Here is a 24,314-nt window from a genome sequence, read left to right as displayed (position 1 = left end):
GGGGCGGAGCATGGCTATTTCGAAGTCGAACGCGAACAACGCGAATAATGCCAACAATGCAAATAACGCGAACAACGCCAACAACGCGAATAACGCCAACAACGCCAACAACGCGAACGGAGTAGGGAGCGGCAGCCGCTTCCTGGGCATGTCGCCCTACAAGGTCGCCGCGAACCCGAACGAGCCGGTCGAGAACTGGTACTGGCACACCAACCAGTGGCCGCAGGCCAATCCGGTGGCGTTCACCGGGCAGGGGCTCAACGACGGGCCGGTGCGGATTCAGGACATCTACGGCAAGACCAACGGTCCGGCCTTCGACAAGCGTTTCTTCTCGCCGCTGAACTGGGCGCTGTCCTGGCTGGGCGAGTTCTCGCAGGCGTTCCAGCAGTGGGGCCACGACTACCGCCCTGCGTGGGCGCAGGGCGCGAACGGCTGGAACCTCGGCCCCGAAGTCGAGGACGAGTTGACCGAGCTGACCCTGCTGATCGAATACCGCCCGGCGGTCATGGGCGAGTGCATCGCTCAGATCAACGATATCGAGGACGATTTCCGGGGCATTCTCAGCTACAGCCGCCTGACGCATCCGAACACGTCGAAACTGGTCGGGTTGGCGCAGGAGTGCTCGACCCTCGCCGTGATGCACTTCAAGCGGACCTATGCGCGGCAGCGGCCCAGCCAGATGTCGCCCATGCTGATGCCGCCGATCGACCCGCCCGAGCATGCGAGCTTCCCCAGCGGGCACGCGACGCAAAGCCAGGCGATGTCGATGGTGCTGCGCGAGCTGATGCCCGACCTGACCGCCAACCATTTCGGCCAGTCGCCCACCGCGCCGCGCCCGCCGCTGGTGCGCGATCCGCTGCAGGACATGGCCGACCGCATCGGCCGCAACCGCGAGGTCATGGGCCTGCACTATCGCAGCGATACCGAGGCCGGGCAGGCGCTTGGCTCGGATGTGTATGACACGCTGAAGAACCACATGCCGGGGCTGAACCAGCTCTGGGCGGATGCTGCCGCCGAATGGTGATCGCGCCCGCATGAGGCTTGCAAGCCTGCCGATGTACGATTTGCCCGGGGTACGGGCAGACTGGGCTGCGCTTTGGGGGAGAGCGCGGCCCTTCCTTTTGCGCGCGGGTATTCCGGCGCCGGTAAAACTCTCGCGGCCGCCGGATGTGCTGCCGCACTGGAGCGATCCGCGCCTCGTGCTGAGCCAGACCTGCGCGCCGCCCTGGCGAGACGGGCTGCGGCGGCACATGGCGGTGGTCGGGGCCTTCGATTTCGGCCTGCCGGGCTGCCCGCCGGGCTGGTATCGCTCGCACCTGGTGGTTCGGCATTCCGAGGTGCGTCCGCCACGTCTGCTGCTGGAGCAGGGGCGGGTGGCGATCAACGGAACCGACAGCCATTCGGGATACGGCTCGCTGGTGGCGCTGGGCCATCCGCCGCGTCAGCCGCTTGTGACTGGCGCGCACGTGAACTCGGTCCGGGCGCTCAAGGCGGGCTTGGCTGACATCGCCGCCATCGATGCAGTGACCTGGCGCTATCTGAAACGGGTGCCCGGGCGGCTTTCTGGCCTGCGGATCGCCGGTCACACGGCGCCGCATCCGGGCACGCCGGTGATCCTGTCGCGCCGGTTCGATCCCGATGCCGCCTGGGAGGCACTGAGCGAGGGGCTGGCACGGCTGCCGCAGCCGGCCCGCGCCCGACTGGGCGCGCGGGCGCTGGTGCCGCTGCGCGACGCGGACTACCTGCGCGCGGCGTGAGCTAGGCGAATTCGGCGCCGAAGCGCTTGATGAGCCGGGCAAGCTCGGGTTCGTCGACGGCCTTGGCGGCCTTCTTCGGCTTCATCCACTTGGTGCGCCGTTCCTTCGCCTCGGGAAAGCGGTTGAGGTTGTCGGCGACCTCGACAGGAAACAGCTCGACCACGCAGGTCATCGAGCGGCCCTTCGGCAGATGTTTGCGGTAGGTGTAGACGCCGACACTGTCGCCGGTGACGCGGCCCTTCACGCCGGCCTCTTCCCAGGCTTCCTGCGCGGCGGTCCCTGCCGGCCCCTTGCCCCGGATCGGCCAGCCCTTGGGTGCCACCCAGCGGCGCGTGCCGCGCGAGGTCACCAGAAGGATCTCGAGTCCCTTGCCCGTCTTGCGATAGCAGAGCGCACCGTATTGCAGATGCCTGCGGGGCAGACGATGTGCGCGCAATACCTGCTCGGCGCTGCTCCTTTCAGTCTTCTTTGCCATTCTGCCTCCGGTCGCCGTGTCGTCCGGCGCTTCTTGATTGGTCACGGGCGCATGCGCCCGGCCCGGCAAGTTGGGCCTCCGCCCTCCGGATGTCCAGTGTACAAAAATTTGATGACAGCAATCTGACAGTTTCGCTGTCAGGCGGGTTGTGCCGCTCCGTAATAAAGGCCCACGACATGCTCGGCCTCGGCGTAGAACAGCCAGCGCGCCACCACGGTCCCCGCGAGATGGCTCAGCACCAGAAGCCCGCCCAGCAGGTGGTGCGGCTCGGTTAGCAGGGCGATGATCGCAGGCAGGGCGATGGCCAGCGCGAAGGCGATGATCCGCAGTTTCGCCGCGTGCTTGCGGCCGATGCGGAAGACCATCTCCTTCAGCAGGTAGTTCTTGCCGGTGTGCGGGGCCTCCAGCAGGCGGACGCGGCCGAGGTGGCCCAGGCCCGTCGCCGTTTCAGCCGTGGTGCCCGAGGCCGCCAGCGCGCCGTCGCCCCGGTGCCAGGCGACCAGCTGCACAGCGCCGAGCGCCAGCAGCAGCCACCCCGCGAGCGAGACCTGCCCGGCCAGCAGCGCCCCGCCCGCCAGCGCGTAGAGCACGAACAGCGCCGGGGTCAGCGGGCTGTACCAGCGGGGGATCGACCGAAGCTGCGCATAGATCATGCCCGTCGCCGCGACCGTGCAGAGCGCCAGCAGCGCCGAGAGCCAGCCCAGCAAAGCGACCTGCGCGCCCGCCAGCACGATCAGCGCGGCGTAGAGCGAGAAGCTGAACATCGCCGCCATCGCCAGCACGCCCTCGCGGCTGAGCCATGAACTGCGCCATTGCGACAGGGCTTTCCACGCGCGCTCGGGGTGGCCGAGGTGCCAGAGCGAGGCCAGCAAACCGATGCTCGCCAGCCCCAGCGCCAGCACGGCGAAGACGGCCATGACCCAGCCGCCCTTGGCCGGAGGGTCGATGCCGAGGAACACCATCAGGCCGAAGCCGAGGCCCGAGAGGGTCGTGAAGACGATGAGGGAAGGTGCCGGGTGCATGTCAGATCCGATCCAGTGCGCGGTCGAGCCAGCCAAGGAAGCCCCCGGCGCCCTCGGTGCTTTCGGCCAGCAGCGGTCCCAGAACGTCGGGACCGTCGGTGGTGTCCGTCTTGGGGCGGGGCGGCAGGTACTTGTTGACGGGCCGCGTGCCCTGCTCGGGCATCAGATCGAAACCGCCGCGATCCTCGACCAGCTTGAAGACGCTGCTTTCGGGGTCGGACAGGTCGCCGAAATGTCGCGCGCCCGCCGGGCAGGTGCGCACGCAGGACGGCACGCGATCCACCTCGGGGATGTTCTCGTTGTAGATCCGGTCGACGCAGAGCGTGCACTTCTTCATCACCTTCTCGGCGCCGTCCATCTCGCGCGCGCCATAGGGGCAGGCCCAGGCGCACAGGCCGCAGCCGATGCAGTCGCTCTCGTTCACCAGAACGATGCCGTCGTCCTCGCGCTTGTAGCTGGCGCCGGTGGGGCAGACGGTGACGCAGGGCGCATCCTCGCAGTGCAGGCAGGACTTGGGGAAGTGGACGACCTGCGCGGGCTTGCCGGGCTTGGCGACCTCGAAGCTGTGGACGCGGTTGAGGAACGTGCCCAGCGGCTCGGCGCCATAGGGATCGAGGTCCGCCAGCGGCGCGCCGTAGTTCGCAGTGTTCCATTCCTTGCACGAGATCACGCAGGCATGGCAGCCGACGCAGGTGTCGAGGTCGATCACCAGGCCGAGGCTCTTTTCGGTTTTCTCGGGCAGCGAGGTCATGCGTTCACCTTGTCGTTTCCGCGCCCGACGGGCGAGGCCTGCGCCGGGATCGCCGGCTGGGTCGCGCTCTGGGCAGGGGCCTTCTCGATCCGCACGCGCAGGTCGTACCAGGCGGCCTGGCCGGTGACCGGGTCCGAGTTCGACCAGCGCAGCCCGTCGCCCCTGGGCGGCAGCAGTTCATGGATCAGGTGGTTCAGCAGGAAGCCTTTCGTGGCCTCCGGCGCGTCCTCGTCCAGCGCCCAGGCGCCCCGGCGCTTGCCGATGGCGTTCCAGGTCCAGACGGTGTTGGGGTTCAGTGCATCCATCCGCGCGACCGGAATGGTGATCGCCCCGTGCGCCGAGGTCAGCCGGGCCCAGTCGCCCTCTTTGAACCCATGCTTCTCCCAGACGTCGCGCGGAACATAGAGCGGGTTCGCCCCGTGGATCTGCCGCAGCCAGGCGTTCTGCGAGCCCCAGCTATGGTACATCGCCGCCGGGCGCTGGGTGATCGCGTGCAGGGGGAAATCGTCCGTATCGACGCGCGTTTCCTCGAAAGGAGACTCCCAGCGGGGCAGCGGATCCATCGCCGTTTTCAGCCGCGCGCGCAGATGCTCGGGCGGCTGATGCTCGCCATGGCCCTCGGCGGCGCGCTGGAACTTGCGTAGGGGCTCAGAGTAAAGCTGGAACAGGTAGGGTGCGGGCAGATCGTCGGTGTAGAAGCCCATCTTCACCGCCCAGTCCTGGTAGGCGGCGTTGGTCGGTTTGTAATACTGCGCTTCCTCGGGAACATGCTCCAGCCAGAAGCCGCCGTTGCGCTTGTAGGCCTCGATCTGGTCGGGGTTCGGCGCGCCGCGCCCCGATTGGGTGCCGTCGCCCCGGAACCCCGCCAGCGGCCCAATGCCCGGGCGGCGCTGGTGGTTCACGATATAGTCGGCGTAGTCCTGATAGACGGCGTTCCCCTCGGCATCGACCATACCGGGCAGGCCGAGGCGCACGCCCAGCTGTATGAGCGCGGTCTGGAAGCCCCTCACGCCCTCGTGGCCGGGACGCTCGGGCTCGACCACCGGCCAGCGGATCGCGTCGGCGGCGGCGTCGGGCTCGCAGATCGGGCGGTCCAGCAGGCTGATGCAGTCGTGCCGCTCAAGATAGGTCGTGTCCGGCAGGATCAGGTCAGCATAGGCGACCATCTCGGATGAGTAGGCGTCGGAGTAGATGATCTTCGGTATCTTGTAGTCGCCATTCTCATCCGTGTCGGTCAGCATTTCGATGACCTTGGACGTGTTCATCGAACTGTTCCACGCCATGTTGGCCATGTACATGAACAGCACGTCGATCGGGTACGGATCGCCCGCGTGCGCGTTCGAGATGACCATGTGCATCATCCCGTGGGCGGACATCGGCGCCTCCCACGTGAAGGCCTTGTCGATGCGCTTGGGCGTCCCGTCCTCGTTCAGCAGCAGATCCTCGGGGCCGCGCGGATAGCCCAGGTGCGGGCCGTCCAGCGGCTTGCCCGGCGTGACCTTGGCGTGCGGGCGCGGGTGGGCGGAGACCGGCTTGGGGTAGGGCGGCTTGAAGCGGAAGCCGCCGGGTACCTCGACCGAGCCGAGCAGCAGTTGCAGCATATGCAGCGCCCGCGCCGTCTGGAAGCCGTTGGAATGGGCCGAGATCCCGCGCATCGCGTGAAAGCTGACCGGGCGACCCGTCATCGTTTCGTGCCGCTGGCCGCGGAAATCGGTCCAGGGCTGGTGGATGGTGATCTGCTTCTCGAAGGCGGCGTGCGCCAGTTCGGCGGCGATGCGCTTGATCGTCGCGGCGGGGATGCCGCAACGCTCGGCCACCGCTTCCGGTGCGTGGGACGGGTCGAGATAGCGCTCGGCCAGGTGCTGGAATACAGGGGTCATGCCGTCGAAGGTGCCGTGCAGCGCGGGCTTGAGGCCGGGGGCGTCGAAGGGCATCGCCTTGTTCGTGCCGCGGTCCCAGACGAGTTCCTTGCCGTCCGCGTCGCGGGCGAACAGGCCGTCCGCGTCCAGAAGCACCGGCGCGTTCGTCGTCCGGCACAGGTAGTCGAGGTCGATCTTCCCGGCCTTCAGCAGCTCGTGCACCAGAGCCAGGATGAACAGCCCGTCGGTACCCGGGGTGATCGAGACCCACTCGTCCGCTACGGCATTGTAGCCGGTCCGCACCGGGTTCACCGCGATCACCTTGGCGCCACGTTCCTTCAGGCGGCCAAGGCCCATCTTGATCGGGTTGCTGTCGTGGTCCTCGGCCACGCCGAAGATCATGAAGAGCTCGGTCCGCTCCCAGTCGGGGGCGCCGAATTCCCAGAAAGCGCCGCCCAGGGTGTAGATCCCGGCAGCGGCCATGTTGACCGAGCAGAAGCCGCCGTGCGCGGCATAGTTCGGCGTGCCGAACTGCTGCGCCCACCAGCCGGTGAAGCTTTGCGACTGGTCGCGGCCGGTAAAGAAGGCCAGTTTCTCGGGTGCGGTTTCGCGCACGGGGGTCAGCCATCCTGCGGCCATGTCCAGCGCCTCGTCCCAGGTGATTTCCTCGAACTGGCCCGAGCCGCGGGGGCCGACCCGCTTCATCGGGGCGCGCAGCCGGGCGGGGGATTTGTGCTGCATGATCCCCGCCGAACCCTTGGCGCAAAGCACGCCCTTGTTCACCGGATGGTCGCGGTTGCCCTCGATATACGAGACTTCGCCGTCCCTGATGTGCACGTTGATGCCGCAGCGGCAGGCGCACATGTAGCAGGTCGTCTGCTCGATCCGGTCGGCGACGGGCGGGGACAGGTCCAGCGCGAGTCTTGTATCAGACATATTATATCAGTCCTCCCTTGGCCGCACCTTACGCAATCGGCGGGCGTTGTCCATCGCCCTCTCGACACCGCCCCTGCCTGCGTGCTTGATGCGGCCATGAAGATCACGACCATCGGCTTCGACGCGGACGACACGCTCTGGCAGAACGAGCAGTTCTTCCGCATCACGCAGGAACGCTTCCAGCGCTTGCTGGGCGACTATTGCGACCCGGACCACCTTAGCGAACGTCTGCTGGCAGCCGAGCGGCGCAATCTGTCGCACTATGGTTTCGGAGTGAAGGGCTTCACCCTGTCGATGATCGAGACCGCGATCGAGATCACCGAGGCGCGGGTCCCGGCCACGGTGCTGGCCGAGATCCTCGAGGCGGGGCGCGAGCTGCACGCCCACCCGATCGAGCTGCTGCCCGATGCCGCCGACGTCGTCGCGCGGATGGCCGAAAGCCACCGGATCGTGCTGATCACCAAGGGCGACCTGTTCGACCAGGAGCGCAAGCTGGCGCAGTCGGGGCTTGGCGAGCGGTTCGAGGGGATCGAGATCGTCAGCGACAAGGTCCCCGAGACATACGCCCGAATCTTCGCCGCGCATGGCGACGGACCCGAGCATGCGATCATGGTCGGCAACTCGCTGAAGTCGGATGTGATCCCAGCAATCGAGGCCGGAGCCTGGGGCGTCCACGTGCCCCATGACCTGACCTGGGTGATCGAGCATGCCGAGCCGCCCACCGGCGCGCCGCGGTTCCGCGAGCTGTCCCGGCTGGGGGACCTGCCCGACCTGGTCGGGCAGATCGAGAGCGCCTAGAGCGGCTGGACCAGGATCGCCCGGAAATCGTTGACGTTGGTCAACGTCGGGCCGGTCACGACCTGATCGCCAAGCGCCGCGAAAAAGCCGTGGCCGTCGAACCGGTGCAGTGCGGTTTCCAACGCCTCCCTGCCGCTGCGCGCGACCGTGTCGGGTTTGACGATCGCGCCCGCGACCTCGGCCAGGCCGTCGACGCCGTCTGTGTCCCCTGCCATCGCCCAGATCCCCGGCGCGCCGTCCAGCCGCTGCGCAAGACCCAGCAGGAAGTCCACATTGCGCCCGCCGTCGCCCAGGTCGCGCCCGTCGCGGGGCAGGGTCACGGTCGTCTCGCCGCCCGAGATCATCACGTGCGGCGCGTCGCCCGGTTTCATCGCCTTCTGACGTTCCAGCGCCAGTTCGGCGAACTCGGCGCCCAGCAGGCGGGCCTCGCCTTCCAGCGCATCGCCCTGGATCTCGACGCTAAGGCCATGCTTGCGCGCCGCTTCGGCCGCCGCTTCCAGTGAGGCGAGGGGCGCGGCGATCAGGTGCGCTTCGGCACGGGCCAGGCGTGGATCGTCGGGCTTGACGCTCTCGTTCGACGGATCGTTCAGCGCGTCCATCATGTGCGCGGGCAGGTCCAGCTTGTAGCGTTCGACCAGCTTCCGCGCATCCTCCAGCGTGGTCGGATCGCCCACCGTCGGCCCCGAGGCGATGTTCAGCAGATCGTCCCCCGGCACGTCCGAGATCGCCAGCGTGATCATCCGCGCGGGATGCGCCGCCGCCGCCAGCCGCCCGCCATTGCTTTGCGAAAGGTGCCGGCGCACGCAGTTCATCGCGTCGATCCCCGCGCCCGAGGCCAGCAGCGCTTTGTTCAGCGTCACCGCGTCGTCGAGGTCCATGCCCTCGGCCATCAACGTCAGCAGGGCCGAGCCGCCGCCCGAGATCAGCGCCAGCACCACGTCGTCCTCGCCGAGGCTTTGCAGCAGGTCCAGTATCCGCCGCGCGCCCTCGGCCCCGGCGGCGTCGGGTACCGGGTGAGCGGCCTCGACGATCTCAATGTGCTTGCAGGGCACGGCGTGGTCGTAGCGGGTCACGACCAGCCCGGTCATCGGCCCGTCGTAATGCGCCTCGACCGCCGCGGCCATCGCGGCAGACGCCTTGCCCGCCCCGACGACGACCAGCTTGCCGGGCACGCGGTCGGGTACGAAGGGCGGGACGATGCGCTCGGGCAGGGCCGCATCGACGGCGGCGGCGAACAGCTCGCGCAGAAGGGCGTTCTCGTCCATCACAGCCACACCATCGGCTCGGGCAGACCGCGCTGCGGAATGTCGGCCATGAAGATCGACCCCGCCAGCGGCTGCTTTTCAAGATCGGACGGCTGCAGCCCCTGCCGCGCCGTGGTGATATACATCCGGCCCTCGGGTGTCAGCGCGGGGCAGGTGACGTTGGACACGGGCAGGCGGATCTGCTCGCGCGCGACGCCGTCGGGGCTGATGCGCTGCACGCGCCAGCCGCCCCAGACCGCGACCCAGAGCGAGCCGGTCTCGTCCACAATGGCGCCGTCCGGATTGTCGCCGCCCTCCATCACGTGGAATTCCGCCGGTGCGCCGATGGGCCAGCCGTCCTGGTCCAGCCGCCAGCGGTAGATCGTCTTCAGGCGGGTGTCGGCGAAGAACGCCTCGGAACCATCGGGGGCGAAGCAGATCGCGTTGGGGATCGTCACGCCCTTGCGCAGCGCGCGCAGTTCGCCCTTGTAGAACCGGTAGATCGCGCCGGCCTCGTGCTCGGCGCTCTTGCCCATGGTGCCGATCCAGAACCCGCCCTGCGGGTCGGCGCGACCGTCGTTCGAGCGGGTCACCGGGTTGTCCGCCTCGAGCGGGCAGATGCTGTCGGCAATGCCGCGTGCCGGGTCGAAATGCATCAGGTCGGTCTCGGTCGCGACCAGCAACCCGCCCTTGGTGGTGCGCGCCGCAGCGGTCGAGATCCGCTCGCCGTCCCAGTTCTCGGTCACGGTGCCGCCCTCGGACAGGCAGTAGAGCCGCGGCCCGCCCACGTTCAGCCCCGTGATGTCGAAGAACCAGAGCCGGTCCTCGTCCCACAGCGGACCCTCGCCCAGTGCGCAGGTCATTTCCTTGAAAAGGCTGGCTTCCATGCCGTGCGTTTCCCCCGTTTCGTATTCTCGCGCATAACTGGCCCGAAACCGCAGCGCAGTGCAATGTTCTTGGGGCGCGCCGTGTCATCGTAATTCCACTTGTGCAGCGCAAACTTGCTGCTAGCGTCCGAATTCATGACCGACCCCTGGACCCTGAAATTGAACGACTGGATTGCCGCACGCCCCGAGCTTGCGAGCCTTCAGGTCGTGCTGTGCGACATCAACGGCTGCTTCCGCGGCAAGCGCATCCCCGTGGCTGACGCGGGCAAGGCGGGCCGGGGGCAGATGCGGATGCCGCTGACCGTCGCCGCGCTGGACATCTGGGGCCGGGACGTCGAAGGCAGCCCGTTCCTGATGGCGGGCGACAGCGACGGGCTGTGCCGTCCCACGGGTCGGATGCCCCTGATGGTGGACTGGCTGGCGCACCCGGCAGCGCTGCTGCCGCTCTGGTCCTTCACCGACACCGGCGAGCCGAACCCGCTCGACGTGCGCCACGCGCTGGCCGCCGTAGCCGAGCGTGCGAAGGGCATGGGCCTGCGCGCCGTTGTCGGCACCGAGGTCGAGTTCCATTTCGTCGACCCCCAAGAGGCGCGGCCCGCGCCGCCCAACACGCCCGGCACCGGACGGCGGGTGATGGCGGACAACATCAACGCCATCGCCGACATCGACAATTTCGAGGGTGTGCTGGAAGACATCTTCCGCGCCGCCGAGGCCGCCGGGATCAGCCTCGCCTCGGCCATTGCCGAGGCCAGCCCCGGCCAGTTCGAAATCGCGTTGAACCATCACGACGACGTGCTGGCCGCCGCCGACGACGCCGCGCTGCTCAAGCACCTGATCCGCGGCACCGCGCGCAAGCACGGGCTGGCGGCGACATTCATGGCCAAGCCGTACCCCGAGGCGTCGGGCAATGGGTTTCATGTGCACATCAGCCTAGTGGACGATGAGGGACGCAACGTCTTCGACAACGGCACCGACGAGGGCAGCGAGCTACTGCTCCATGCGCTTGCCGGCTGTCTGGAGGCGATGGAGCCGATGCTGCTGGTCTTCGCGCCGCACCTGAATTCCTACCGCCGGATCTCGCCCGAGCCACATGCGCCGAACCGGGTCGAGTGGGACTACGAGAACCGGTTCGTCTCGCTGCGCGTGCCCGGCGGGCCCGGCGTCGCACGGCGGATGGAGCATCGCCTCGCCGGGGCCGACGCTAACCCCTACATGGTGATCGCGGCGATCCTGTCCTCGGCGCTCGACGGCATCGAACGCAAGATGGAGCCACTGCCACCGGGCAGCGAGGGACCGTCGCTGGTCACCAGCTGGCACGAGGCGATCACCGCCTTCCGCGAGTCCGAGATCCCCTCACGGGCCTTTCCGCAGCCGCTGGTCGACATATTTGCCGACTGCAAGGCGCAGGAACTGGCCCGGTTCCGGGCGCAGATGACGCGGCTGGAAATCGACAGTTACCTCGAGGTCGTCTGAATGACTTTCCCGCCCGACGGCGCCTATCCCGCCTCCTACTATGCCGCGACGGCCAACCCGGCCCCCGAGCGCCCGCCCGTCCAGGGCGAGGTCGAGGCCGAGGTCTGCGTTGTGGGCGCGGGCTATACGGGCCTCTCCTGCGCCCTGTCGCTGGCAGAGCAGGGCCACAAGGTCACGCTGATCGAGGGCGCCCGCGTCGGCTGGGGCGCCTCGGGGCGTAACGGCGGGCAGCTGGTCAACGGGATCAACGCGCCGCTCGACAAGATCGGGCGCCTCTACGGGCAGCGCGTGCAGGCCTTCGTCGGCGGGCTGGTGACCGAGGGTGGGCAGATCATTCGCGAGCGGGTCGACCGCTATGGCATCGCCTGCGATCTGAAACCCGGCAACCTGTTCGCCGCCTATACCGACCGGCAGATGCAGGAGCTGGAGGCCAAGCGGGAGCTCTGGTCCAGGTTCGGGATGGACGAGCACGAGATGCTCGACCGCGACGGGGTTCGCAAGCATGTCGGCACTGACGCCTATGTCGGCGGCATGATCGACTGGTCGGGCGGGCACCTGCACCCGCTGAACCTGGCGCTGGGCGAGGCCGCAGCGGTGGAATCCCTAGGCGGCGTGCTCCACGAGCGCAGCCCGGTGCGATCGGTCGACACCTCGGCAGAGAAGCCGGTGGTGATCACGGACAGTGGCCGGATCACTGCGCGCACGCTGGTGCTGTGCGGCAACGCCTACCTCGGGCGCACGGTGCCCGAACTGGCGACGCGGGTGCTGGCCGCGTCGACACAGATCGTGGCGACGGAACCCCTGGGCGACCGCGCGAAGGACCTGCTGCCGACCGACCTGTGCGTCGAGGATCTGCGCTACATCCTCGACTATTTCCGGCTGGCGGCGGACGGCTCGCTGCTGTTCGGCGGCGGCACTGTCTACGGTGGCTCGACCCCCAACGATATCGAGAAGAAGCTGCGCCCGAACCTCGAGAAGGTTTTTCCGCAGCTCAAGGGCGTGCGACTAACCCACGCCTGGTCGGGCAACTTCGCCCTGACCTTCAGCCGGGTTCCTCAGTTGGGACGGCTGGGCCGATCCACCTATTTCGCGCACGGCTATTCGGGGCACGGCGTCACCGGCAGCCACCTCTTCGGGCGCATCCTTGCCGAGGCGATCACGGGCGACTTGTCCCGCTTCGACACATTTGCCAACCTGCCGTGGAGCCCGTTTCCGGGCGGGCAGGCGCTGAGAGTTCCCTATTCTGTCGCGGGCAGCTGGTGGTACGGGCTGCGCGACCGACTGGGAATATGACTGCAACCGGGAGCACGGGAGACCGCTCATGAAGACCCCCATCGCGCTGACCCTGACCACCGCGCTCGTCGCCGGCCCTCTGGCCGCGCAAGAGACGGTGAACATCTACAACTGGTCGGACTACATCGCCGAAGACACGCTGGAGAAGTTCGAGGCCAAGACCGGCATCAAGCCGAACTACGACGTCTACGACTCGAACGAGGTGCTCGAGGCGAAGATGCTCGCGGGCAACTCGGGCTATGACGTGGTCGTGCCGACCTCGGACTTCCTGCAGCGTCAGGCCGCGGCGGGCGCCTACCAGAAGCTGGACAAGTCCAAGCTGCCGAACCTCTCGAACATGGATCCGGAGCTGATGGAACAGGCCGCGGCCTACGATCCCGGCAACGAGTTCGGCGTGATCTACCAGTGGGGCACCACCGGTTACGCCTACAACGAAGCCATGGTCGCCGAGCGTCTGGGTGAGGATGCGCCGACCGACAGCTGGTCGCTGATCTTCGATCCGGAAGTGGTCGGCAAGCTGGCCGACTGCGGCGTGACCTTGCTGAACGCTCCGACCGAGATCATTCCGGCGGCAATGGCCTACATCGGGCTGGACCCGCGGTCGACCGATCCGGCCGACCTGGAGAAAGGCGCCGAGGTGATCGAGGGTGTGCGCGATCACATCCGCTATTTCCATTCGTCGCAGTACATCACCGACCTCGCCAACGGCGACGTCTGCGTTTCGGTCGGCTGGTCGGGTGACCTGTTCCAGGCCCAGGCCCGCGCGATCGAGGCCGAGAACGGCGTCGACATCGTCTACACGATCCCGAACGAGGGTGCACTGGTGTGGTTCGACATGCTGGCGATCCCGGTCGATGCGCCGAACCCGGATGCGGCACATGCCTTCATCAACTTCACGATGGACGCGCAGATCAATGCCGACATCACCAACTACGTCTGGTACGCCAGCGCGAACGAGGCGTCCTATCCGCTGATCGACGAGGAGATCACCTCGGATCCGGGCATCTTCCCGACCCCCGAGGTGAAGGAAAAGCTGTGGACCGCGCCGGTCTACGACAGCCGCACGGACCGGGTCGTCACCCGGCTCTGGACCCGCGTCACCACCGGTCAGTAACCTGATCCGGCCGGCCCTTCCGGGGGCCGGCCGGACCCTATCGGCATCTCTCGCATGACCCAGATCCCCCCTCAGCCCGCAGCCCAGACGGCCGGTGAACTCAAGCCCTGGCGCAGTGCGTCCGAGCCGCCGTTCGTTCGGATCCGCAACATCACCAAGCGCTTCGCCGAGGTGGAGGCCGTCAACGACGTCTCGCTCGACATCTGGAAGGGCGAGATCTTCTGTCTGCTGGGCGGGTCGGGGTGCGGCAAGTCCACCCTGCTGCGGATGCTTGCGGGGTTCGAGACGCCGACCTCGGGCAGTATCGAGATCGACGGCCAGGACTTGTCGAACGTGCCTCCCGAGGTGCGGCCGACGAACATGATGTTCCAGTCTTATGCGCTGTTCCCGCACATGAGCGTCGAAGCAAACGTGGCCTACGGCCTGCGCCGCGAGGGCATGGGCCGCGCCGAGGCAATGGAAAAGACCGCCGAGATGCTGCGTCTGGTGCAGCTGAAAGGCATGGAAAAGCGCAAGCCTCACCAGCTTTCGGGCGGTCAGCGGCAGCGCGTGGCGCTGGCCCGCTCGCTGGTCAAACGGCCCAAGCTGCTGCTGCTGGACGAACCCCTGGGCGCGCTCGACAAGAAGCTGCGCGAGGAGACCCAGTTCGAGCTGATGAACATCCAGGACCGACTGGGCATCACCTTCATCGTCGTGACTCACGATCAGGAAGAGGCGATGACGCTGGCGACTCGGATCGGCGTGATGGACGCGGGCCAGATCCGCCAGGTGGACGAGCCGCGCATGGTCTACGAGCGCCCTGCGAACCGCTTTGTCGCGGATTTCATCGGCACGGTGAACATTTTCGACGGCACGGTGGACGTCGCCGCGCCCGATGCGATGCGCGTGCAGACCGCGGACGGGCCGGTGCTGGTCAAACCGGTCGAGGGGTTGAGCGCGAACCAGCAGGTCGCCGTCGCCGTCCGCCCGGAAAAGATGAGCCTGACCCGCGAGCCCTCGGGCGCGGACAACCAGCTGACCGCGACCGTGGTCGATTACGCCTACATGGGCGACGTCACGATCTACAAGCTGGCGCTGCCCGGCGGGCGCACGATCAAGGTCAGCCAGGCAAACCACGGGCTGGAAGCTCGGCCGATCACCTGGGACGAGACTGTGCACGTGGGCTTTTCCTCGGCCGCCGGCGTGGTGCTGACAGCATGACTGGGGGCGCCATGCGCATGACCTGGCGGCGCTGGCTGGTGGTGGCGATCCCGATGCTTTGGCTGGGGATCTTCTTCCTGCTGCCATTTCTCGAGGTCGCCCGGATCTCGCTGGCGGACCCGGCGCTGGCGCGGCCGCCCTATACGCCGATCTGGGAAGACGGCAGGTTCACCGGTGACCTCGAGAACTTCGTCTTCCTGCTGTCCGACAGCCTTTACATCAACGCCTATCTCAGCTCGATCCAGTTTGCGTTCTTCTCGACCGTTCTGGCGCTGCTGATCGGCTATCCCATGGCTTACGCCATCGCGCGGGCGCGCGAGCCCTGGCGGACGGTGCTGCTGTTCCTGGTGATCCTGCCGTTCTGGACTTCGTTCCTGCTGCGGGTCTATGCGCTGGTGGGGCTGATGAACCCGACGGGGCCGATCAACCAGCTGCTGCTGTGGCTGGGGCTGATCGGCGAGCCGCTGGTGATGCGGCAGACCGATTTCGCGGTCTATGTCGGCATCGTCTACACCTACCTGCCGTTCATGATCCTGCCGCTCTACGCGGTGCTCTCGAAACTGGACGACGCGCTGCTGGAGGCCTCGGCCGACCTCGGCGCGCATCCTGCGGTGACGTTCCTGAAGATCACCCTGCCGCTGTCGCTGCCGGGGATCGTCGCGGGCTCGATGCTGGTGTTCATCCCGGCGATCGGCGAGTTCGTGATCCCGGCGTTGCTGGGCGGGCCGGATACGCTGATGATCGGGCAGGTGCTGTGGAACGAGTTCTTCTCGGCTCGCGACTGGACCGTGGCGAGCGCGGTGGCGGTGGCGATGCTGGCGCTGATCGTGATCCCGATCCTGTTCCTTCAGAAACACCTGGAGCGCGCGTGATGGGTCGGTCTTGGTTCTTGTGGCTGACGGCGGGCTTCGGCTTCGTCTTCCTGTGGGTGCCGATCGTCAGTCTGGTGGTCTACAGCTTCAACGAGTCGAAACTGGTGACGGTCTGGGCGGGTTTCTCGACCAAGTGGTATGGCGAGCTGCTGCGCGACGAACAGGTGATCAGCGCGGTCTGGGTCAGCCTGCGGGTGGCGCTGATCAGCGCCTCGCTCGCGGTGGTCTTCGGAACCCTCGCGGCCTTCGTGCTGATCCGGTTCGGCGCGTTCTGGGGCAAACCGGTGCTGCGCGGGATGACCGCGGCGCCGCTGGTCATGCCCGAGGTGCTGCTGGGCCTGTCGCTGCTGCTGCTGTATGTGTCGATGGAGCAGACGCTCGGTTGGCCGAAAGGGCGCGGGGTGCTGACCATCGTGATCGCGCACACGACCTTCTGCCTGGCCTATGTCGCGGTCATCGTGCAGTCGCGCCTGGCCGACATGGACGAAAGCCTGGAAGAGGCGGCGCGGGATCTGGGCGCGGGGCCGGTGCGGGTGTTCTTCGACATCACCCTGCCGGTGATCGCCCCGGCGCTGATCGCGGGCTGGCTGCTGGCCTTCACCCTGTCGCTGGACGATCTGGTGGTGGCGAGCTTCGCGACGGGGCCTGGGGCCTCGACGCTGCCGATCGTGATCTTCTCGAAGGTGCGGCTGGGCGTCAGCCCGGACATCAACGCGCTGGCGACGATCATCCTCGTGGTGGTCGCGATCGGCGTGGCCCTGGCCGGGCTGGCGATGCGCCGGCGCCGCTGACGACATTTCAAGGATCGGCGCCGGCGCACTGAAACGGAGAGTGACATGGACGAGCAGGGCGATCAGGCCTTCCGCAAACCCGACCCGCACGGCCGCTGGGCCGAAATGGGCTATGCCGGCGCGCTGAGCTTTCTGCGGCGGCCCTACAGCCGCGACGTGGCTGGTGCCGACGTGGTCGTCAGTGGTCTGCCCTGGGACGGTGCCACCACCAACCGGCCCGGTTGCCGTCTGGGGCCTCGGGCGATCCGCGCGGCGTCGGCCGAGACGGCGCAGCTCAAGGCGTTCCCCTGGGGATTCGATCCGTTCGAGACGCTCAAGGTGATCGACTGGGGCGATGCGTGGATCGACCCGCATCATCCGCAAAGCGTCGCGCCCGCGATCGAGGCGCACGCCGCCGCGATCCTGGACGCGGGTGCGACCATGCTCACCTTCGGCGGCGATCACTTCGTGACCTGGCCGCTGCTGAAGGCCCATGCAGCGAAGCACGGGCCGCTGGCGCTGATCCAGTTCGACGCGCACGGCGATCTGTGGGAGGACGACCCCGAACGTATCGACCACGGCACGATGATGGGCCGCGCCATCCGCGACGGACTGGTCGATGCCTCGAAATCCGCGCAGGTCGGCATCCGCACCTTCCACGACAGCGACGAGGGGCTGGAGATTCTGACCGCGCCCTTCATCCACCGCGAGGGTGTCGCCGCCACCGTCGAGGCGCTGCGCGACCGGGTGGGCGATGCGCCGGTCTACATCTCGTTCGACATCGACGTGCTCGACCCGGCCTTCGCCCCGGGCACAGGTACGCCGGTTCCGGGCGGGCTGGCCAACTGGCAGGCGCTGGAGATCCTGCGTGGCCTTGCGGGGCTGAACCTGGTGGGGCTTGACCTTGTCGAGGTCTCGCCGCCCTATGACCATGCCGAGATCACCGCGATCGCGGCGGCGACGGTGGCGCACGACTGGCTGTGCCTGCTGGCCGAGGCGAAGGGCGCGACGCGCCATGCGGTGGGCCGGCTCTGACATTTTAGAACGGTGACGTAATGACAACCGAAGACTGGACCACGCGACTGCCCGGGGCCGTGCAGACATGGCTGGCGGGCCGCCGCGTGGAAGAGGTCGAATGCGTGATCGCCGACATGGCGGGCATCAGCCGGGGCAAGGCGATGCCCAATGCCAAGTTCATCCGCGGCGACCGCATGTACCTGCCGATGTCGATCTTCTACCAGACCATCGACGGGGCCTATGTCGATATGGACATCCCCAACCAGTGGACCGAGAGCGACATGGTCCTGGTGCCGGACTTCAGCGCCGCGACCTCGTCGCCCTGGGCCGACGATGTGACGGTACAGGTGATCCACGACATTCTCGACCACGACGGCAACCCGATGCCTTTGGCGCCCCGCAACGTGCTGAAGCGGGTGATGAGCCTCTATGCCGCCGAGGGCTGGAAGCCGGTTATCGCGCCCGAGATGGAGTTCTATCTCACCAAGCCGAACACCGACCCGGACTTGCCGATCGAGCCTCCGATCGGGCGCACCGGACGGGTGGTGGCCTCGCGCCAGGCCTATTCAATGACCGCCGTGGACGAGTACGGGCCGGTGATCGACGACATCTACGATTTCGCCGAGGCGCAGGGTTTCGAGATCGACACGATCATCCAGGAAGGCGGCGCCGGGCAGATCGAGATCAATTTCATGCACGGCGATCCGGTCGCGCTGGCCGATCAGGTGTTCCTGTTCAAGCGCACCATCCGCGAGGCGGCGTTGCGGCAGAACTGCTTCGCCACCTTCATGGCCAAGCCGATGCAGCACGAGCCGGGCTCGGCCATGCACATTCACCAGTCGGTGGTCGAGATCGAGACCGGGCGGAACGTCTTTACCGGCGAGAATGGCGAAAGCACCGATCTCTTCGGTGCGTTCATCGCCGGGCACCAGACCTGGCTGCCGAAGGTGATGCCGATGCTGGCACCCTATGTGAACAGCTACCGGCGCTACGTGCCGAACGGCTCGGCGCCGATCAACCTGGAATGGGGGCCTGACAATCGCACGACAGGTCTGCGCGTGCCGGTCTCCTCGCCCGGTGCGCGGCGGGTCGAGAACCGGATCGTCGGTATGGACGCCAACCCGTACCTGGCCATCGCAGGTTCGCTGGCCTGCGGCTATCTTGGCATGAAGGCGGGCCTGACGCCGCGCCCGCCGGTCAACGGCGAGGCCTATGACTACGACTACGCCCTGCCGCGCGGCCTGTTGGAAGCCGTCGACACGTTCGAGGCGAACACCGAGTTCCACGAGGTCCTGGGTGAGACGTTCTGCACCGTCTACGCCCAGCTGAAGCGGCACGAGGCGGAGAGCTTCCTGGCTGTCATCAGCCCCTGGGAACGCGAACACCTGCTGTTGAACGTATGACGGACCTGCTGCGCCTGAACGAACCCGACGGGGAGCACCCGCAGAGCTATTACGCCGCGACTGCCGGGCCCGCGCCCGTTTGCGATACGCTGAAGGGTGACCGGAAGGCCCATGTCTGCATCATTGGCGCCGGGTTCACCGGCCTGTCGGCTGCGCTTTACCTGGCCGAACGGGGCCTCGACGTGGTCCTGGTGGAGGCGAACCGCGTCGGCTGGGGCGCGTCGGGGCGCAACGGTGGCCAGCTTGGCTCGGGTCAGCGCCTCGGCCAGCTGGAGCTGCGCGGCATGCTGGGCGAGGAGCGCGCGGCCGAGCTTTGGCGCCTGGCCGAAGATGCCAAGGACCACGTCCGCAGCCTGGTCGCGCAGCACCGCATCGCCTGCGATCTCAAGGCAGGGCACATCCGTGCTGAACTGAGCGAGAAAGGCCTCGAGCATGCCGCCGAGGAGGCCGCGCACCTGCGCGAGGATCTGGGCTACGGCAAGCTGACGGTACTGGACCGCACCACCGTGGCCGAGCATACCGGCTCATCGCTTTACGCGGGCGGGGTGCTCGACATGGGCGCAGGGCACCTGCACCCGCTCAGCTTCGCCCGGGGCCTTGGCCGCTCCGCGCAGGAGGCCGGGGCGAAGATCTTCGAGAAGAGCCGGGTGCTCTCGGTTTCGGAGGATCGCCCGCACGTGGTGAAGACCGAGAAAGGCAGCGTGACGGCCGAGAGGGTGTTCTACGCGCTCAACGGCTATCACGGCGGGTTGGAGCCGCGCGGCGCCCGGCGGGTCATGCCGATCAACAATTTCATCGTCGCGACCGAACCGCTGAGCCCCAGCACCTGTTCCGAAATTCTGCCCGGCGATGTGGCGGTGGCCGACAGCAAGTTCGTGGTGAACTACTGGCGCAAGTCCGCGGACAACCGGCTGCTCTTCGGCGGCGGCGAGACCTACTCCTACCGTTACCCCGGCAATATCGAACGGCTGGTGCGACGCAACCTCTCGGAGGTCTACCCGCAGCTCAAGGACGTCCGCGTGGACTACAGTTGGGGCGGTACGCTGGGCATCACCCGCTCGCGGTTGCCCTATTTCCGCGCGATGGGCGAGACCCGGCTTTCTGCGGGCGGGTTCTCGGGGCATGGCGTTGCGCTGGCGACGCTCGCGGGCAAGCTGATGGCGCAGTACATGGTCGGCCGCAAGGACGGTTTCAAAGCCTTCGCGCAGCTTTCGCCGCCGCCGTTCCCGGGGGGCGAATGGGCCCGCCAGCCGCTGCTTGTCGCTGCGATGAGCTGGTACGCGATGCGCGACCGGCTGGGGATCTGAGATGCGGATCACCGACTGGGACGACGCCTATGCCAACCGCGACCACATCCCCGATGCCGCCGACTACATCGACCGCTGGCCGGGCGAGGCCGCGGCGTTCCGGAAGGAACTCTCGAACGCCGGTCGCGCGCGGCTGGATCATCCCTACGGTCCGTCGCCACGCCACCGGCTGGACCTGTTCGCCCCCGATGGTCCCGTACGCGGGCTGGTCGTGTTCGTCCACGGCGGCTACTGGATGGCCTTCGACAAGTCGACATGGTCGGCCTATGCGCAGGGTGCGGTCGCTGCGGGCTGGGCGGTCGCGCTGCCCAGCTACACGCTCGCGCCCGAGGCGTCGATCGCCACGATGACCACCGAGATCGCCGACGCCGTGGCGGAAGCTGCGCGGTTGGTTCCCGGCCCGATCCGCGCCACCGGTCATTCGGCGGGCGGACACCTCGTCAGCCGCCTCGCCTGCACCGACACGACGCTGCCCCCCGAGGCGCAGGACCGGCTGGAGCATGTCCTCTCGATCAGCGGCCTGCACGATCTGCGCCCGCTGCTGCGCACGAAGATGAACGATACGCTGCGCCTGGACGCGGCCTCTGCCGCCGCCGAAAGCCCCGCTCTGCTGACCCCCCGCGAGAATGCCAGCGTCACCGCCTGGGTCGGCGGCGACGAACGACCCGAGTTCCTGCGGCAGGCGGCGCTGCTTGCCAATGTGTGGACCGGGCTCGGCGCGGACATGGCCGAGGTGGTCGATGCGGGCACGCACCATTTCAGCGTGATCGAGGGGCTGACCGCCCCCGACAGTCCTCTGACACGCTGCCTGCTTTCCTGACGTCGCAAACGGACCTTCAAGCGTCCTGAACTGGTAGATGGCGCGCGCGCCGCGTGGCCCCCTGAGCGTGTCAATATTGGAGGGCGTGGGAATGCAGGATACGGCTCGGGTTGTGGTGATCGGCGGCGGGGTCGTCGGCTGTTCGGTGCTCTACCATTTGGCGCGCGCTGGCTGGACCGACGTCATGCTGATCGAGCGGTCCGAACTGACCTCCGGCAGCAGCTGGCACGCGGCGGGCGGCTTCCACACGCTGAACGGTGATCCGAACGTCGCCAAGCTGCAGTCCTACACCGTGGGTCTCTACAAGGAGCTCGAGGAAGCCTCGGGCCTGTCCTGCGGCCTGCACCTGACCGGCGGCTTCATGATGGCCGACAGCCCGGAGCGGATGGACTTCCTGCGCTACACCCATGCAAAGGGTCGGGCCTTGGGAATGCAGACCGAACTCGTTTCAGCCTCGGAGGCCAAGGCCATGTTCCCCATCCTCGACGACAGCCATTTCGTCGGCGGGCTGTGGGATCCGGTCGAAGGCCATCTGGATCCGTCCGGTACCACCCACGCCTACGCCAAGGCGGCACGGAACCTTGGCGCGCAGATCGTCCTGCGCAACCCGGTGAAGGAATTGACTCAGGACCCCGACGGCACCTGGAACGTGATCACCGAGCAGGGCACCGTCCGCGCTGAGCATGTGGTGAACGCGGGCGGCCTTTGGGCGCGCGAGGTGGGGCGGATGGTCGGCCTCGAACTGCCATTGCTCGCCATGGAGCACATGTACCTGCTGACCGAGGAAATCCCCGAGATCGTCGCCTACAACAAGGAAACCGGGCGCGAGGTCTGCCATATCATCGACTTCAAGGGCGAGATCTACACAAGGCAGGAACGCAACGGCCTGCTGGTCGGCACCTACGAGCAGGCCTGCCGCCCGTGGTCGCCGCAGAACACCCCCTGGGACTTCGGCCACGAGTTGCTGGAGCCGGACCTCGACCGCATCGCGCCGAACCTGGAGGTCGGTTTCCGCCACTTCCCGGCGTTGGAGCGGGCCGGAATCAAGCAAATCATCAACGGCCCCTTCACCTTTGCCCCCGACGGCAACCCGCTGGTCGGGCCGGTGCAGGGGCTGACGAACTTCTGGTCCGCCTGCGCGGTCATGGCAGGCTTCTCACAGGGCGGAGGCGTAGGGCTGGTGCTGGCCAACTGGATGACCGAAGGCGATCCGGGCTTCGACGTCTGGGGCATGGACGTGGCCCGGTTCGGCGAGTGGGCGACCCTGAAGTATACCAACGCCAAGGTGCGCGAGAACTATTCCCGCCGCTTCTCGATCCGCTTCCCGAACGAGGAACTGCCCGCCGCGCGGCCTCAGCAGACGACGCCGCTCTACGACATTCAGGTGCGGGACAACCACGCGGTCATGGGCGACAGCTGGGGACTGGAGGTGCCGCTCTGGTATGCGCCCTCGGCCGAGGCGGCGAAGGATGTGCCCAGCTTCCACCGCTCGAACGATTTCGAGCACGTCGGCGCCGAGGTCCGCGCCGTGCGCGAGGGCGTCGGCGTAACCGAGATAGCCAACTTCGCGAAGTACGAGGTGACGGGGAAGGGCGCGCGCGGCTGGCTCGACCGCCTGCTGACCAACCGTATGCCGAAGCCGGGACGCATCGCGCTTTCCCCGATGCTGAACGAACGCGGCAAGATGATCGGCGATTTCACCGTGGCCTGCCGGGACGAGGACAATTTCCTGGTGTTCGGCTCCTCCGCCGCGCAGATCTACCATATGCGCTGGTTCGAGCGGCATTTGCCGGACGACGGCTCGGTCTCCGTGCGCAGGCTTGGGCAGACCCTTGTCGGGTTGATGATTGCCGGACCGAAGTCGCGCGACGTGCTGGCGAAACTGGTCGACGTGGACATCGGACCCGAAGCGTTCCGATTCATGGATCATCGGCAGATCGACGTGGCGGGCTGCCCCTGCGCGGTCAACCGGATCAGCTATACCGGCGATCTGGGCTACGAGATCTGGATGGAGCCGACCTATGAACGGCGGGTCTACCTCGCGCTGGAAGAGGCCGGAGCGGCGCATGGCCTGCGCGATTTCGGGATGCGCGCCCTGCTCTCGATGCGGCTGGAAAAGAATTTTCCAACCTGGGGGCATGAGCTGCGCCCGATCTACGGTCCCTTCGAGGGTGCGATGGAGCGGTTCGTGAAGCTCGACAAGAACGACTTCATCGGCCGTGAAGCGGCTGCGCGCGAACATGCCGAAGGCCCGCGCCTGCGCCGGGTGTCCTTCGTGATCGACGCGGGGACAGCCGACGTTATGGCCGACGAGCCGGTCTGGGCGCGGGTCGGCGAAACCGACTACGGAACGACCGCGGCCCCGCATGATACCGGCGTTGCGCGATATTCGGGGAACGGCCCGCTGCCCCGGCCCGAGATGCAGCGCGACGGCGACTGGCGCGTGGTCGGTTGGGTGACCTCGGGCGGCTATGCGCATGGTGTAGGAGCCTCGATGGCGCAGGGCTATGTCCCGGCGGCGTTGGCCGGAATGGCTGAGGACGGCCTCTTTCAGGTCGAGATCCTTGGCGAGCGCCGCCCCGCGCGGATTGCTGTCGAGCCGCCCTTCGATCCCAGTGGCGCGCGCATGCGGTCCTGACGGAAACCGGTTGCAGATCGTTCGCCGGAAATGTGTCGATTTTGAGCGATTCGCCCCCCCGGACCCCTTGTTTCATGGCCCGGCCGCGCCATATCTAAACTTGTTCGGCGCTGCATGTTTGTAGTGTTAAGCGGCCGGGTGACCCCTTAACGGCATGAAATTGCCCGTTTTAACGGATCCCCGACCAGTTTGGAGTGTTATGCGCTGAATGCATGGGTGGCTTGAGCAGATTGCAATGGCCACACGTCAAAAAAAGGTCATATTGCGCCACAACCACGACAGACGGGAGATCGAGGAAGCGTATGTTCGATTACGTTGATCAGACCGCGTATGCCAACGACCAGGGAAAGCGAGCTCAGAAGCTGTTCGCCGCCGTGGTTCTGGCGGCACTGGATGATGCCATCGCGGACGACAAGAAATACGGCAACGGCCAGGAAGTCATCGCTCGCTGGGCGCGCTCGCGCGACGGCCGCGAAGTGCTGACCTGTGCCGGGATCGAGGCGAATGAGCGGACCGTGAAAGGTCTGATGGATTTCGTTTCGAAAGGCGTGCGGACCTCCGTCGCGCTGAGCCGCGAAGAAAGCGAACGCCGGGCCGCGGCCTGACGTAGTACCCCGCCGGACGCCGGGGTGCCCCGGCCAGAGCGCCGGCGCACCATTCCGATCCGGATTTGAAAGA

21 protein-coding genes are annotated in these 24,314 nt (G+C 67.2%); 15 read left to right on the top strand and 6 right to left on the bottom strand.

Annotated features, from left to right (window positions below; genetic code table 11):
- Positions 1–10: 10 nt before the first annotated feature.
- On the top strand, positions 11–1,024 hold the full coding sequence (locus ACW9UR_RS09245) for a phosphatase PAP2 family protein (RefSeq protein ID WP_458916675.1): 1,014 nt from the start codon (positions 11–13) through the stop codon (positions 1,022–1,024).
- 10 nt (positions 1,025–1,034) lie between these two features.
- On the top strand, positions 1,035–1,757 hold the full coding sequence (locus ACW9UR_RS09240; protein WP_458916674.1) for a phosphate/phosphite/phosphonate ABC transporter substrate-binding protein: 723 nt from the start codon (positions 1,035–1,037) through the stop codon (positions 1,755–1,757).
- 1 nt (position 1,758) lies between these two features.
- Here ACW9UR_RS09240 and ACW9UR_RS09235 read toward each other — a convergent pair whose 3' ends face one another.
- From ACW9UR_RS09235 to ACW9UR_RS09220, 4 genes are all read right to left on the bottom strand, one after another.
- Complete coding sequence (locus tag ACW9UR_RS09235) at positions 1,759–2,232, bottom strand: NUDIX hydrolase (protein WP_458916673.1); 474 nt, start codon at positions 2,230–2,232, stop codon at positions 1,759–1,761.
- Between the two features lie 137 nt (positions 2,233–2,369).
- Positions 2,370–3,254: a dimethyl sulfoxide reductase anchor subunit family protein gene (locus tag ACW9UR_RS09230; protein WP_458917172.1), complete on the bottom strand. Its 885-nt coding sequence runs from the start codon at positions 3,252–3,254 to the stop codon at positions 2,370–2,372.
- Between the two features lies 1 nt (position 3,255).
- Positions 3,256–4,005, bottom strand: a complete 750-nt coding sequence (locus ACW9UR_RS09225; protein WP_458916672.1) for a 4Fe-4S dicluster domain-containing protein — start codon at positions 4,003–4,005, stop codon at positions 3,256–3,258.
- Positions 4,002–6,800, bottom strand: coding sequence for a molybdopterin oxidoreductase family protein (locus tag ACW9UR_RS09220; RefSeq protein ID WP_458916671.1), 2,799 nt, complete (start codon positions 6,798–6,800; stop codon positions 4,002–4,004). The genes ACW9UR_RS09225 and ACW9UR_RS09220 overlap by 4 nt, the downstream gene beginning before the upstream one ends.
- Before the next feature lie 96 nt (positions 6,801–6,896).
- Here ACW9UR_RS09220 and ACW9UR_RS09215 point away from each other — a divergent pair, with 96 nt between their 5' ends.
- The gene (locus ACW9UR_RS09215) at positions 6,897–7,598 is read left to right on the top strand and encodes an HAD family hydrolase (protein WP_458916670.1); all 702 of its coding nucleotides are present in this window, start codon (positions 6,897–6,899) and stop codon (positions 7,596–7,598) included.
- Here ACW9UR_RS09215 and ACW9UR_RS09210 read toward each other — a convergent pair.
- Both ACW9UR_RS09210 and ACW9UR_RS09205 read right to left on the bottom strand, forming a co-directional pair.
- Positions 7,595–8,863, bottom strand: a complete 1,269-nt coding sequence (locus tag ACW9UR_RS09210) for a glycerate kinase type-2 family protein (RefSeq protein ID WP_458916669.1) — start codon at positions 8,861–8,863, stop codon at positions 7,595–7,597. The two genes, ACW9UR_RS09215 and ACW9UR_RS09210, sit on opposite strands and share 4 nt — an antisense overlap.
- Entirely contained in the window at positions 8,863–9,729 is an 867-nt protein-coding gene (locus ACW9UR_RS09205; RefSeq protein WP_458916668.1) for an SMP-30/gluconolactonase/LRE family protein, read from the bottom strand. Before ACW9UR_RS09205 ends, ACW9UR_RS09210 begins: the two co-directional genes overlap by 1 nt.
- A 135-nt stretch (positions 9,730–9,864) precedes the next feature.
- Here ACW9UR_RS09205 and ACW9UR_RS09200 point away from each other — a divergent pair, with 135 nt between their 5' ends.
- The 12 genes from ACW9UR_RS09200 to ACW9UR_RS09145 all read left to right on the top strand — a co-directional run bounded on the left by ACW9UR_RS09200 (position 9,865) and on the right by ACW9UR_RS09145 (position 24,241).
- Entirely contained in the window at positions 9,865–11,202 is a 1,338-nt protein-coding gene (locus ACW9UR_RS09200; RefSeq protein WP_458916667.1) for a glutamine synthetase family protein, read from the top strand.
- Positions 11,203–12,495 (top strand): NAD(P)/FAD-dependent oxidoreductase, encoded by a 1,293-nt coding sequence (locus ACW9UR_RS09195; protein ID WP_458916666.1) that lies wholly within the window; start codon positions 11,203–11,205, stop codon positions 12,493–12,495.
- 28 nt (positions 12,496–12,523) lie between these two features.
- On the top strand, positions 12,524–13,609 hold the full coding sequence (locus ACW9UR_RS09190; RefSeq protein ID WP_458916665.1) for a polyamine ABC transporter substrate-binding protein: 1,086 nt from the start codon (positions 12,524–12,526) through the stop codon (positions 13,607–13,609).
- Between the two features lie 54 nt (positions 13,610–13,663).
- Positions 13,664–14,809 (top strand): ABC transporter ATP-binding protein, encoded by a 1,146-nt coding sequence (locus ACW9UR_RS09185; protein ID WP_458916664.1) that lies wholly within the window; start codon positions 13,664–13,666, stop codon positions 14,807–14,809.
- 17 nt (positions 14,810–14,826) lie between these two features.
- A complete protein-coding gene (locus ACW9UR_RS09180; protein WP_458917171.1) occupies positions 14,827–15,681 on the top strand; it encodes an ABC transporter permease subunit in 855 nt (284 codons plus the stop codon).
- Complete coding sequence (locus ACW9UR_RS09175) at positions 15,681–16,472, top strand: ABC transporter permease subunit (RefSeq protein ID WP_458917170.1); 792 nt, start codon at positions 15,681–15,683, stop codon at positions 16,470–16,472. The genes ACW9UR_RS09180 and ACW9UR_RS09175 overlap by 1 nt, the downstream gene beginning before the upstream one ends.
- Positions 16,473–16,517: 45 nt before the next feature.
- Complete coding sequence (gene speB / locus ACW9UR_RS09170; protein ID WP_458916663.1) at positions 16,518–17,486, top strand: agmatinase; 969 nt, start codon at positions 16,518–16,520, stop codon at positions 17,484–17,486.
- 20 nt (positions 17,487–17,506) lie between these two features.
- The gene (locus ACW9UR_RS09165) at positions 17,507–18,871 is read left to right on the top strand and encodes a glutamine synthetase family protein (protein WP_458916662.1); all 1,365 of its coding nucleotides are present in this window, start codon (positions 17,507–17,509) and stop codon (positions 18,869–18,871) included.
- Positions 18,868–20,178, top strand: a complete 1,311-nt coding sequence (locus tag ACW9UR_RS09160; RefSeq protein WP_458916661.1) for an NAD(P)/FAD-dependent oxidoreductase — start codon at positions 18,868–18,870, stop codon at positions 20,176–20,178. The genes ACW9UR_RS09165 and ACW9UR_RS09160 overlap by 4 nt, the downstream gene beginning before the upstream one ends.
- Before the next feature lies 1 nt (position 20,179).
- Positions 20,180–20,998, top strand: coding sequence for an alpha/beta hydrolase (locus tag ACW9UR_RS09155; RefSeq protein ID WP_458916660.1), 819 nt, complete (start codon positions 20,180–20,182; stop codon positions 20,996–20,998).
- Positions 20,999–21,089: 91 nt separating this feature from the next.
- Positions 21,090–23,636 (top strand): GcvT family protein, encoded by a 2,547-nt coding sequence (locus tag ACW9UR_RS09150; protein ID WP_458916659.1) that lies wholly within the window; start codon positions 21,090–21,092, stop codon positions 23,634–23,636.
- Between the two features lie 302 nt (positions 23,637–23,938).
- Positions 23,939–24,241, top strand: coding sequence for a DUF6280 family protein (locus ACW9UR_RS09145; protein WP_458916658.1), 303 nt, complete (start codon positions 23,939–23,941; stop codon positions 24,239–24,241).
- Positions 24,242–24,314 lie beyond the last annotated feature (73 nt).

The organism is Halovulum sp. GXIMD14794 (assembly GCF_054457455.1).
The sequence above is the reverse complement of the archived record's forward strand: the minus strand, read 5'-3'. Positions and strand labels throughout refer to the sequence as shown.

What these genes read in the sequence shown, in the direction of transcription:
- ACW9UR_RS09185 (WP_458916664.1), top strand. Translation starts at nt 13,664, where the DNA reads ATGACCCAGATCCCCCCTCAGCCCGCAGCCCAGACGGCCGGTGAACTC.
- ACW9UR_RS09215 (WP_458916670.1), top strand. Translation starts at nt 6,897, where the DNA reads ATGAAGATCACGACCATCGGCTTCGACGCGGACGACACGCTCTGGCAG.
- ACW9UR_RS09190 (WP_458916665.1), top strand. Translation starts at nt 12,524, where the DNA reads ATGAAGACCCCCATCGCGCTGACCCTGACCACCGCGCTCGTCGCCGGC.
- ACW9UR_RS09165 (WP_458916662.1), top strand. Translation starts at nt 17,507, where the DNA reads ATGACAACCGAAGACTGGACCACGCGACTGCCCGGGGCCGTGCAGACA.
- ACW9UR_RS09240 (WP_458916674.1), top strand. Translation starts at nt 1,035, where the DNA reads ATGAGGCTTGCAAGCCTGCCGATGTACGATTTGCCCGGGGTACGGGCA.
- ACW9UR_RS09195 (WP_458916666.1), top strand. Translation starts at nt 11,203, where the DNA reads ATGACTTTCCCGCCCGACGGCGCCTATCCCGCCTCCTACTATGCCGCG.
- ACW9UR_RS09225 (WP_458916672.1), bottom strand. Translation starts at nt 4,005, where the DNA reads ATGACCTCGCTGCCCGAGAAAACCGAAAAGAGCCTCGGCCTGGTGATC.
- ACW9UR_RS09180 (WP_458917171.1), top strand. Translation starts at nt 14,827, where the DNA reads ATGACCTGGCGGCGCTGGCTGGTGGTGGCGATCCCGATGCTTTGGCTG.
- ACW9UR_RS09230 (WP_458917172.1), bottom strand. Translation starts at nt 3,254, where the DNA reads ATGCACCCGGCACCTTCCCTCATCGTCTTCACGACCCTCTCGGGCCTC.
- ACW9UR_RS09245 (WP_458916675.1), top strand. Translation starts at nt 11, where the DNA reads ATGGCTATTTCGAAGTCGAACGCGAACAACGCGAATAATGCCAACAAT.
- ACW9UR_RS09205 (WP_458916668.1), bottom strand. Translation starts at nt 9,729, where the DNA reads ATGGAAGCCAGCCTTTTCAAGGAAATGACCTGCGCACTGGGCGAGGGT.
- ACW9UR_RS09235 (WP_458916673.1), bottom strand. Translation starts at nt 2,232, where the DNA reads ATGGCAAAGAAGACTGAAAGGAGCAGCGCCGAGCAGGTATTGCGCGCA.
- ACW9UR_RS09200 (WP_458916667.1), top strand. Translation starts at nt 9,865, where the DNA reads ATGACCGACCCCTGGACCCTGAAATTGAACGACTGGATTGCCGCACGC.
- ACW9UR_RS09210 (WP_458916669.1), bottom strand. Translation starts at nt 8,863, where the DNA reads ATGGACGAGAACGCCCTTCTGCGCGAGCTGTTCGCCGCCGCCGTCGAT.
- ACW9UR_RS09175 (WP_458917170.1), top strand. Translation starts at nt 15,681, where the DNA reads ATGGGTCGGTCTTGGTTCTTGTGGCTGACGGCGGGCTTCGGCTTCGTC.
- speB (WP_458916663.1), top strand. Translation starts at nt 16,518, where the DNA reads ATGGACGAGCAGGGCGATCAGGCCTTCCGCAAACCCGACCCGCACGGC.
- ACW9UR_RS09160 (WP_458916661.1), top strand. Translation starts at nt 18,868, where the DNA reads ATGACGGACCTGCTGCGCCTGAACGAACCCGACGGGGAGCACCCGCAG.
- ACW9UR_RS09150 (WP_458916659.1), top strand. Translation starts at nt 21,090, where the DNA reads ATGCAGGATACGGCTCGGGTTGTGGTGATCGGCGGCGGGGTCGTCGGC.
- ACW9UR_RS09220 (WP_458916671.1), bottom strand. Translation starts at nt 6,800, where the DNA reads ATGTCTGATACAAGACTCGCGCTGGACCTGTCCCCGCCCGTCGCCGAC.
- ACW9UR_RS09145 (WP_458916658.1), top strand. Translation starts at nt 23,939, where the DNA reads ATGTTCGATTACGTTGATCAGACCGCGTATGCCAACGACCAGGGAAAG.
- ACW9UR_RS09155 (WP_458916660.1), top strand. Translation starts at nt 20,180, where the DNA reads ATGCGGATCACCGACTGGGACGACGCCTATGCCAACCGCGACCACATC.